This is a genomic window from Pyramidobacter sp. C12-8 (assembly GCF_002007215.1).
Taxonomy (GTDB): Bacteria; Synergistota; Synergistia; order Synergistales; family Dethiosulfovibrionaceae; genus Pyramidobacter.
Genome location: NZ_MUHX01000048.1, coordinates 1 through 9,172, shown reverse-complemented (window position 1 = coordinate 9,172; position 9,172 = coordinate 1). Strand labels below are relative to the sequence as shown.

General features: G+C 58.4%; 9 protein-coding genes. 4 read left to right on the top strand and 5 right to left on the bottom strand.

Annotation, left to right across the window (positions count from 1 at the left end; all coding sequences use genetic code 11):
• Positions 1-451 precede the first annotated feature (451 nt).
• Entirely contained in the window at positions 452-982 is a 531-nt protein-coding gene (hpf, locus tag B0D78_RS11840) for a ribosome hibernation-promoting factor, HPF/YfiA family (RefSeq protein ID WP_078017149.1), read from the bottom strand.
• Positions 983-1,176: 194 nt separating this feature from the next.
• Between hpf and B0D78_RS11835 the strand changes: the two genes are divergently transcribed.
• From B0D78_RS11835 to ade, 3 genes are all read left to right on the top strand, one after another.
• A complete protein-coding gene (locus B0D78_RS11835; RefSeq protein ID WP_078017148.1) occupies positions 1,177-2,376 on the top strand; it encodes a pyridoxal phosphate-dependent aminotransferase in 1,200 nt (399 codons plus the stop codon).
• Positions 2,377-2,580: 204 nt separating this feature from the next.
• Positions 2,581-3,903, top strand: a complete 1,323-nt coding sequence (locus B0D78_RS11830; protein ID WP_078017147.1) for an NCS2 family permease — start codon at positions 2,581-2,583, stop codon at positions 3,901-3,903.
• Positions 3,904-3,991: 88 nt separating this feature from the next.
• On the top strand, positions 3,992-5,692 hold the full coding sequence (gene ade / locus B0D78_RS11825; RefSeq protein WP_078017146.1) for an adenine deaminase: 1,701 nt from the start codon (positions 3,992-3,994) through the stop codon (positions 5,690-5,692).
• A 72-nt stretch (positions 5,693-5,764) separates the two neighbouring features.
• Here the strand turns inward: ade and frr are convergent, their stop codons facing one another.
• The 4 genes from frr to rpsB form a co-directional block, all read right to left on the bottom strand.
• Positions 5,765-6,313 (bottom strand): ribosome recycling factor, encoded by a 549-nt coding sequence (gene frr / locus B0D78_RS11820; RefSeq protein ID WP_078017145.1) that lies wholly within the window; start codon positions 6,311-6,313, stop codon positions 5,765-5,767.
• 20 nt (positions 6,314-6,333) lie between these two features.
• Positions 6,334-7,047 carry a UMP kinase gene (gene pyrH / locus B0D78_RS11815; protein WP_078017144.1) on the bottom strand — a complete coding sequence of 238 codons (714 nt, stop codon included), beginning with the start codon at positions 7,045-7,047 and terminating at the stop codon, positions 6,334-6,336.
• Between the two features lie 155 nt (positions 7,048-7,202).
• Positions 7,203-7,796 carry a translation elongation factor Ts gene (gene tsf / locus B0D78_RS11810; protein ID WP_078017143.1) on the bottom strand — a complete coding sequence of 198 codons (594 nt, stop codon included), beginning with the start codon at positions 7,794-7,796 and terminating at the stop codon, positions 7,203-7,205.
• A 20-nt stretch (positions 7,797-7,816) separates the two neighbouring features.
• Positions 7,817-8,632, bottom strand: coding sequence for a 30S ribosomal protein S2 (gene rpsB, locus B0D78_RS11805; protein ID WP_078017142.1), 816 nt, complete (start codon positions 8,630-8,632; stop codon positions 7,817-7,819).
• Between the two features lie 264 nt (positions 8,633-8,896).
• Here rpsB and B0D78_RS11800 point away from each other — a divergent pair.
• Positions 8,897-9,172 (top strand): helix-turn-helix domain-containing protein (locus tag B0D78_RS11800; RefSeq protein ID WP_143521727.1); only part of this gene is annotated, 276 nt, incomplete at its 3' end.

Sequence of the window (9,172 nt, the reverse complement as noted above, 5' to 3'; positions counted from 1 at the left end):
AAAAATTTAACGGAAAATCTCCTGCAGAGATCTTTATCAACCTGTATGGCGAGGATGTATTGCATTTACTCGGACTCGAACTTATTCCGCCACAGGATATCTGTTTAAAGCGGACTCTTCTCGCCGGTAAATAACGGCTCCTTTTTAATTTCTTGATTGCATTAACTCTGAACTGAAAATTTTGCTTTCAGTTGAGGATCACTTTTGTATGCACTTTTTTCGGACAATTTCCTCGTAACAGCTTTTCATCCCCTTGAATTTGTTCCGTTAGCGCAATCTTGATCGTTATTATGTGTTCGTAATGACTGCTTGCTGCTTTTGTCCTGTCAAAGTAAATGCAACCCCGTCGCATTTACTTTGACGAGGTTGCATTTACTCTGAAAATTTACCTCCTAAAGAAAAAGGAGGGCCGCAGGCCCTCCTTATTGGTATTTATCAGTGATCCGGCGTTTCAATTCGGGATCAGGACCCCGTAACCGCCGGCCTCGCGCTTGTAAACGACGTTGACTTTGCCGCTTTCGGCGTTGAGGAACATGTAGAAGGAATGTTCGAGAAGATCCATCTGCATCACGGCTTCGTCGGGCGTCATCGGATAGAGGTCGAAGTGTTTTTCCTTGACGATCGTCCCCACCGGGAGCTCGTCGAGCTCCGGCTGATCGTCGAAGGAGAACTCCCGGTCGTGCGTCTTGAAATGGGCTCGGTCCACCAGATATTCCTTGTGGCGGCGGATGCGGCGCTCGAGGTTCTTGAGCCCCAGATCGAAAGACTTGCGCAGATCCACGTCCTTCTCTTCCCCGCGCATGATCACGCCGTTGACGTTGGCCGTCACTTCCGTGATATACGTGTTCTTGATCATCTTCACGAGGATCTGACTGTCGGTGATGCGCGGGAAAAACTTTTCCATCTTGGAAAGTTTCTTCTCCATATACTCCTTGAGGTCAGCAGGAACTTCAACATTTTTCATCAAAAAACGAATCTCCATGCATACTTCCTCCTTCCAGTGTGCGTTCTGTCACTCTCTGTTGCAAACTTATCATATCACTCAAATTATATTCCGGCAAGTCCTGATATAGAAATATTAAAAAGTTATTGTCAACTGGATTTTCATGGCGTTTTCTGCTACATTGGATCCGTTCCAGTTTATTTTTACCAAAACAAAACAAGGAGTGGTACATCATGTCACTGTCTCTGTCGAAGAAAGCCATGAACCTAAAGCCTTCCGCCACGCTCGCCGTGGGGGCCCTTGCCAAGGAAATGAAGCGCGAAGGAAAGCCGGTCATTTCCTTCAGCCAGGGAGAGCCCGACTTCACGTCGCCCCGGGCCGTGCTCGAAGCGGGGCATGACGCCATCGACAAAGGCTATACGCATTATACCGCCAGCAACGGCATTGCCGAGCTGCGCGAAGCCATCTGCGCCTACTACAAAAAACATTTTGGGCTCGAATACGCGGCCAATGACGTGCTCGTCGGCGCCGGCGCCAAGCCGGTGCTTTACTGCGCGCTGGCGGCGATCCTCGACGAAGGCGACGAGGTCGTCGTTCCCGCTCCCGCCTGGGTCAGCTATGTCGAGCAGATCCGCCTTTGCGGCGGCAAAGAAGTTCTCGTCGAGTGCAGCGACACCGGCAACGTGCCAACCCTCGAGCGCATGAAGGCCGCGATCACGCCGAAGACGAAGTGCATCCTCCTCAACAGCCCCAACAACCCGACCGGCGCCGTCTATGACGAAGCGACCATGAAAGGCATCGCCCAGCTGGCGCTCGATCACGATCTGATCATCGTCAACGACGAAATTTACGAGCGCCTTGTCTACGGCGACGCCAAGTTCAGCGAGATCGTCGCGCTCTGCCCCGCCGTCAAGGACCGCACGATCGTCGTCAACGGAGTCAGCAAGGCGTTCGCCATGACGGGCTGGAGAATCGGCTACGCGCTCGGTCCCTCGAAATACATCAAGGCCATGGGCAGCATCCAGGGACACCTGACGTCCAACGCCTGCTCCATCGCCCAGTACGCCGCGCTCGGCGGCCTGAAGGGCGCCGACGACGTGGACGTCGAGGTGATGAGAAAGGCTTTCGGCGCCCGGCGCGAACTCGTGTTCAGCCTGCTGGACGCGATCCCCCGCATCTCGTACGTCAAGCCGGACGGGGCTTTTTACGTGCTGATCGATCTCAAGGGGCTGCTGGGGAAAAAGCATGGCGACACGCTGCTTGCCGACGACGCGGCGCTCTGCTCCGATCTGCTCAAGAGCAAATACGTGGCGGTGACGCCGGGCAGCGCCTTCTTCGCCGACGGCATGATGCGCATCGCCTACGCCAACTCGGAGGACGATATCCGCGAGGGCCTGCGCCGCTTCGCCGAGTACGTGTCCGAGATCGAGTAGGTCCGACTCGTTTCCGCAGGGGAGTATTTCGCCGCATGAAATACTCCCCTGCTTCATTTCGGCCGCCGCTCCGACGGGCGCGGCGGCGCCGGCAACGGCGGCATGTCGTGCGGGAACTTGCGGACTTGCGGCAAATAGTGTATCCTCATCCCGTGATTTTCGTTCCGAAAGCTCCATAATATCAGCGATCAGGAGGAATTTTGCATGTTCGAGAAGTTGTTCAAGATCAAAGCGGCGGGCAGCTCCGTCCATACGGAGATCATGGCCGGGGTCACGACGTTCATGACGATGGGGTACATCATTTTCGTCAATCCCAACATCATGGCGAACGCCGGCATGCCGTTCGACGCCGTGATGGTGGCCACGTGTCTGGCCAGCGCGTTCGCCACGGCGCTGATGGCGTTCCTGGCCAATTATCCGATCGGCCTGTCCACGGGGATGGGGCTGAACGCCTTTTTCGCCTTCTCCGTCGTCCTTTCGATGAAGGTTTCCTGGCAGGTCGCGCTGGCGGCGATCTTCGTCGAGGGAGTCATCTTCATCCTGCTGACGCTGACGAAGATCCGCGAGGCCGTCATCAACAGCATCCCCAAGACTCTCAAGGTGGGCATCGCGGCCGGCATCGGCTTTTTCATCGCCCTGATCGGCTTGATCGGCTGCGGCATCGTCGTCGATAACCCGGCGACGCTCGTCTCCGTCGGCGACCTCACTTCAAAGCCCGCTCTGGTCGCCATTTTCGGCTTCCTCGTGATCGTCTGCCTGGAGTGCCACCGCGTCAGGGGCGCCGTGCTGTGGGGGATCCTCGCTTCCACGCTGGCCGCGATCCCCGCGGGGCTGACGAAAGTGCCGGCTTCCTTCGTGTCCATGCCGCCTTCCATCGCGCCGCTGTTCTGCAAGATGGACTTTTCCATGATCGGCACGGCGACGTTCTGGGGCATCGTCTTCACGTTTTTCTTCGTCGATTTCTTCGACACCGTCGGCACGCTGGTCGGCGTCACCACGCGCGCCGGCATGCTGGACGAAAAGGGCAACCTGCCCCGCGCCAGCCAGGCGCTGATGGCCGACGCCATCGGCACGGTGGCCGGATCGGTCCTCGGCGTTTCGACCGTCACGTCCTTCGTCGAAAGCGCTTCCGGCGTCGAGCAGGGCGGGCGCACCGGGCTCACCGCGCTGACGACGGCGGTCCTCTTCCTGCTGGCCGTTTTCTTCAGCCCGCTCGTGGCCATGGTCCCCAGCGCCGCCACTTCGCCGGCTCTGGTCATGGTCGGCATTTACATGATGATGAGCCTTCGCGACCTGGATTTCAGCGACTTCTCCAACACGATCCCCGCCGCCGTCGCCATCTTTACGATGCCTTTCACGTACAGCATCGGCAACGGCATCGAGTTCAGCACGCTCACGTTCGTCGTCACCAAGGTCTTGGGCGGCAAGGTCAAGGAGATCAGCCCGATCCTCTGGCTGCTGGCGCTGCTGTTCCTGGCCAAGGAAAGCAGCTCCTGGTGGCTGCCGGCCGTCGCGGCGATGTTCTAAGCGCCGCGTTTATGATAGTATTGAGGAGGTCTTTGACAGACCTCCTTTTTTTGTATTGCCAGACTTATTTTCGTAAGGAGGAACGCAGGTGGATTATCGGAAGTTGACGTCACAGGCCCGCGGCGCGAACCCCGCCGATTGTGTCATCAAAAACGCGAAGGTTCCCAATCTCTTCTCCGGCGAGATCGAAGAAGCGGACGTCGCCGTCGGCGACGGCCTGATCGTCGGCGTCGGCGCAGGATACCGCGGACGGGAGGAATTCGACGCCGCGGGAAAATTCCTCGTGCCCGGCTTCATCGAAGCGCACTGCCATATCGAGAGCACGATGCTGACGCCGCGAGGCTTCGCCGAACTGGTGCTGCCTCACGGCACGACGACCGTGTTCGCCGATCCGCACGAGATCGCCAACACCTCGTCCTTCGAGGGGCTCCGCTTCATGCGCGAAGCGAGCGAGGGGCTTCCCGTGGACATCTATTTGAACGCGCCTTCGTGCGTCCCCGCCTCGCCGTTCGAAACGCCGCGTGAGATCCTCGAAGCCGACGCGATCGCGCGGATGTTTTCCGAAGGGACATGCCGGGGATTGGGCGAGATGATGAACTACCCCGGCGTCGTCGGCGGCGACCGGGACACGTGGGAAAAGATCCTCGCCTCGCGCGGACAGCCCCGCAACGGGCACGCGCCCTGCCTGAGGGGAAAGGATCTCAACGCTTACCTGCTGTCGCGCTGCAACTCCGACCACGAATGCAGCTCTTACGAAGAAGCGCTCGACAAACTCCGCCGCGGCTGCTGGGTGATGCTGCGCCAGGGAGCGACGGAACACAATCTGGCGGCTTTAGCCCCGCTGGTCGCCGAAGACGAACGGCGGGCCAGCCGCTGCATGCTGGTCAGCGACGACTTGACCGCCGCCGTGCTCCACGACGAAGGGCATCTGGACCGGATCCTGCGCCTGGCCGTGAAAAACGGCATCTCCCCCGTCAGCGCCCTGCGCATGGTGACGCTGAACCCGGCGGAGTTCAACCGCATTTACGACCTGGGGGCCATTGCGCCCGGTTACCGCGCCGACATGGCGCTGCTGGACAATCTCGAGGATTTCAACGTCCTTCGGGTCTGGAAGAACGGCAGGGCCGCGGAGTTCCCCCGCCGGGGATCGCCCCGCGGCGCGAATCTCCCCGGCGTCAGCGGCAACGGCTGCACGCTGACGGCGGACGATCTGAGGATCCCGGCGCGGGGCAGGCTCCGCGTCATCGAAACCGTTCCCGGCGAAGTGATCACCCGCGAACGGATCGTCGACGGCGCGGCCGTGGACGGTGAATTCACGGCGTGCCCGTCCCGCGATCTCGCGAAGATGGCCGTCGTGAACCGGAACACCGCGCAGCGAAGGATCGGCCGCGGGTTCGTCACCGGTCTGGGACTGCGGCGCGGCGCTCTGGGCTCGTCCGTGGCGCACGACGCGCACAATTTCAGCGTCGTCGGCATGGACGACCAGTCAATGCTGACGGCGTTCGCCGCCATACGGGAAAAGGGCGGGCTGGTCGCGGCCGACGGGAACGAAGTTTTGTTCCATCTGCCGCTGCCGATCGCCGGGCTGATGAGCGACCTTCCGCCCGAGGAGCTGCTGAGGGATTTCAGCCGGCTGCTGGACGCCGCGAAGAGACTCGGCACGCCGCTCCCCAATCCGTTCATGGTGCTCAGTTTCCTCTCGCTGTCCGTGATCCCTTCGCTGAAGCTGACCGATCGGGGCTACGTCGACCTCGCCCAGGGCGGCCTGGTGCCGCTCGGCGTTCAATAAAAGCTTCCTTCGATAAAGACAAAGCGCAAGCAGGCGTTCCGATAGGACGCCTGCTTGCGCTTTGTGTGTCGTTTATTTTTCGAGGATCTCTTTTTCCTTTTTCTTGAACTCGTCGTCGACCCGGGCGATGAATTTATCGGTGGTCTTCTGCGCGTCGTCGAGCATTTTCTTGAGATCGTCCTCGGTGATTTCCGAAGCTTTCTCCTGCTTCTTGTAGGCGCCGTTGGCGTCGCGGCGGATGTTCCTCAAGGCGACTTTCGCTTCCTCGGCCGCTTTCGAAGCCATTTTGACGAATTCCTTGCGCCGTTCGCCGGTCAGTTCCGGAACGACAAGACGGATGTTGTTCCCGTCCACGTTGGGCGTCAGGCCGATGTTGGCGGCCAGGATCGCCTTTTCGATGAGCTTGACCGCCCCTTTGTCGAAAGGCGCGATGATCAGCATCCGCGCTTCGGGCACGGTGATGTTCGCCAGCTGTTTGATGGGCATGGGCGACCCGTAATAATCGACTTTGACGCCCTCGACAAGCCCGGGATGGGCACGCCCGGTGCGAATGCCCTGAAACTCGCCGTCAAGGTGATCGAGCACCTTTGCCATTTTCTCGTCAAGATTGAAATCCGCCATACTGAATCCGCTCCTTTGTCTTATTTGGATACGATGGTGCCGATATTTTTGCCCTCGATCAGGAACGCGCGCAGGCTGCCTTCTTCCAGCACGTTGAGAACGGCGATGGGGATGCCGTTTTCCATGCAGAGGGAAAACGCCGCGGCGTCCATGACTTCGATACGGCGCTGCAGCGCGTCCATATATGAAAGTTTCTCGAATTTGACCGCGTCGGAATATTTGAAAGGATCCTTGTCGTAAATGCCGTCGACCTTGGTCGCCTTGACGAGGCATTCGGCGCCGATCTCCGCCGCGCGGAGGGCGGCCGTCGTATCGGTCGAGAAATAGGGAGAGCCCGTCCCGGCCGCGAAAATCACCACGCGGCCTTTCTCGATGTGGCGCAAAGCCCGGCGGCGGATGTAGGGCTCCGCCACCTGACGCATCTCGATCGCCGTCAGCACGCGCGTCGGGATGTCGTTTTTGCGTTCCAGGACGTCCTGCAGGGCCAGCGCGTTGATGACGGTCCCCAGCATCCCCATATAGTCGGCCTGAGAACGTTCGACGCCTTCATCCACGGCCTGCCGGCCGCGGAAAAAATTGCCGCCGCCGACGACGAGCCCGATCTGGATGCCGTCGGCCGCCACCTGGGCGATCTGGCGGCACATCCGGTCGATGGCGCGAAAATCGAGGCCAAATCCCTGGGGTCCGGCGAGGACTTCTCCTGATAGTTTCAGCAGCACACGTTTGAACTTCATGACGGCTCCTCCTCATCGCTTCGCGATCCGCGCTCATATGCCCTTCATCCCGCGCGACTTGATTTTAACATAAATCATCAAAAGAGCGAAACTTTCACAATAAAACCGCACATAAAAAGGCACAGAGCTCATCAGGAACTCTGTGCCACCACATCCTATTCGCCGATGGAAAAGCGGGAAAAACGGCGCACTTTCATGTTTTCGCCCATTTTGGCGATCAGGGCGATCACGAGGTCGTTGATCTTCTTGTCTCCGTCGCGGATCCAGGCCTGCTCGAGCAGACAGCTCTGCTCGTAGTACTTGCGGATTTTACCCTCGATGATCTTGTCAAGACGATCGGCGGGTTTGCCTTCGGCGATCAGCTGCTCGCGGTAGATGTTCTTCTCGCGTTCGAGAACGTCGGCCGGGACGTCTTCCGGAGCCACGTAGGCGGGATTGGCCGCGGCGATTTGCATGGCGATGTCGTGGCCCAGCTGCTGGAACTCGTCGGTCTTGGCGACGAAATCGGTCTCACAGTCGATCTCCACCATCACGCCAATCTTGCCGGTGTTGTGGATGTAGGAGAAAACACGTCCGTCCTTGGCGTTGCGGTCGGCTTTCTTGGCAGCTTTGGCAAGGCCCTTCTCGCGAAGAAAATCAATGGCCTTCTCGGCGTCTCCGTTGCATTCGACCAGGGCTTTTTTGCAGTCCATCATCCCACAGCCGGTACGATCACGAAGCTCTTTCACGACAGCAGCAGTAATTTCCATTATGGCGACCTCCTTCGGAACTATTCGTCGTTGCCCTCGGCGGTAACTTCGCCGTAGGCCTCCGTCAGCTTCTCCTTCATATCGAGGATGGAAGCGTCGCTGGCGGCGGTCTCGTCAGCATCCGGAAGCTGAGCGTCAGACACCGCGCCGTCCTCTCCGCCGCGGCCCTCGATGACGGCGTTCGCCATCAGGCCGCAGATCAGTTTGATGGCGCGGATGGCGTCGTCGTTGCCGGGAATGGGATAATCGATCATCTCCGGATCGCAGTTCGTATCGACGATGGAAATGACGGGAATGTGAAGCTTGCGGGCTTCCATGACGGCGATGTCTTCACGGCGGGGATCGATGACGAAGAGCGCGTCGGGAAGAGCGCGCATATCCTTGATGCCGAGCAGATACTTCTCGAGCTTGGCCAGTTCCTTGCGGAACAGGGAGATCTCCTTCTTGGTATAGTCGCCCCAATCGTTGTCGGCTTCGTGCTTTTCAAGCTCGATCATGCGCTGCACGCGCTTGCGGATCGTGGCGAAGTTGGTCATCAGGCCGCCCAGCCAGCGCTGATTGATATAGAACTCGCCGCAGCGCTGCGCCTCTTCGCGGATCGTGTCCTGCGCCTGGCGCTTCGTGCCGACGAAAAGCACCGAACCGCCGTCCTTGGCTACCGAACGGACGAAATCATACGCCTTCTCCAGACCTTTGACGGTCTTCTGCAGGTCGATGATGTACACGCCGTTGCGCTCCGTGAAGATGTAAGGCTTCATCTTCGGGTTCCAGCGGCGCGTCTGATGTCCGAAGTGGACACCGCACTCAAGAAGCTGCTTCATGCTGACGACTGACATTCAAAAATTCCTCCTCGGTTATCCTCCACCGTATTCCAGCAGGCTTGGGACCCTCTCGCGAAGGGCACCGCCCCTCAGCCCTCGTACGGTGTGCGTTTTTAAAACCGATTCATTATACCATACCGTTCCGTCATTGCAAGAGCTCGTGCTTCCACGTCAGCGCCGGGATGAGTTTTGAAATTCTTCAAGGTAAATGCAACGCAACATCCGGTACCCCGTTGCATTAAATCTGAATTAAAAGGAGCTTGCATTTAGTCTGAATTGATGAAAGACCTTTCTTACGAGACAACAGATCTCGGAAAGGAGTTCATCATCATGAACAAACATTTGACTCTGGCTGAAAGAAAAGCCATTGAAAGCGCCCTCAACCGGCGAGAATCTCTCAGAAGTATTGCCTCAACAGTTCTGAAGTCGCCGAGTACGATCTCCAGAGAGATCAGAAAACATGCAGAGACTGTCTTCAAAGGCTGTTATGGCCGGACAGCAAACTGCTGCCTTCACCGGTATGACTGCTCCGTTACTTCCCTTTGTAACACCTCT

Excerpts from the sequence above, each read along its gene's own strand:
- hpf (WP_078017149.1), bottom strand. The coding sequence starts at position 982 with ATGGAGATTCGTTTTTTGATGAAAAATGTTGAAGTTCCTGCTGACCTC.
- B0D78_RS11835 (WP_078017148.1), top strand. The coding sequence starts at position 1,177 with ATGTCACTGTCTCTGTCGAAGAAAGCCATGAACCTAAAGCCTTCCGCC.
- B0D78_RS11830 (WP_078017147.1), top strand. The coding sequence starts at position 2,581 with ATGTTCGAGAAGTTGTTCAAGATCAAAGCGGCGGGCAGCTCCGTCCAT.
- frr (WP_078017145.1), bottom strand. The coding sequence starts at position 6,313 with ATGGCGGATTTCAATCTTGACGAGAAAATGGCAAAGGTGCTCGATCAC.
- pyrH (WP_078017144.1), bottom strand. The coding sequence starts at position 7,047 with ATGAAGTTCAAACGTGTGCTGCTGAAACTATCAGGAGAAGTCCTCGCC.
- tsf (WP_078017143.1), bottom strand. The coding sequence starts at position 7,796 with ATGGAAATTACTGCTGCTGTCGTGAAAGAGCTTCGTGATCGTACCGGC.
- rpsB (WP_078017142.1), bottom strand. The coding sequence starts at position 8,632 with ATGTCAGTCGTCAGCATGAAGCAGCTTCTTGAGTGCGGTGTCCACTTC.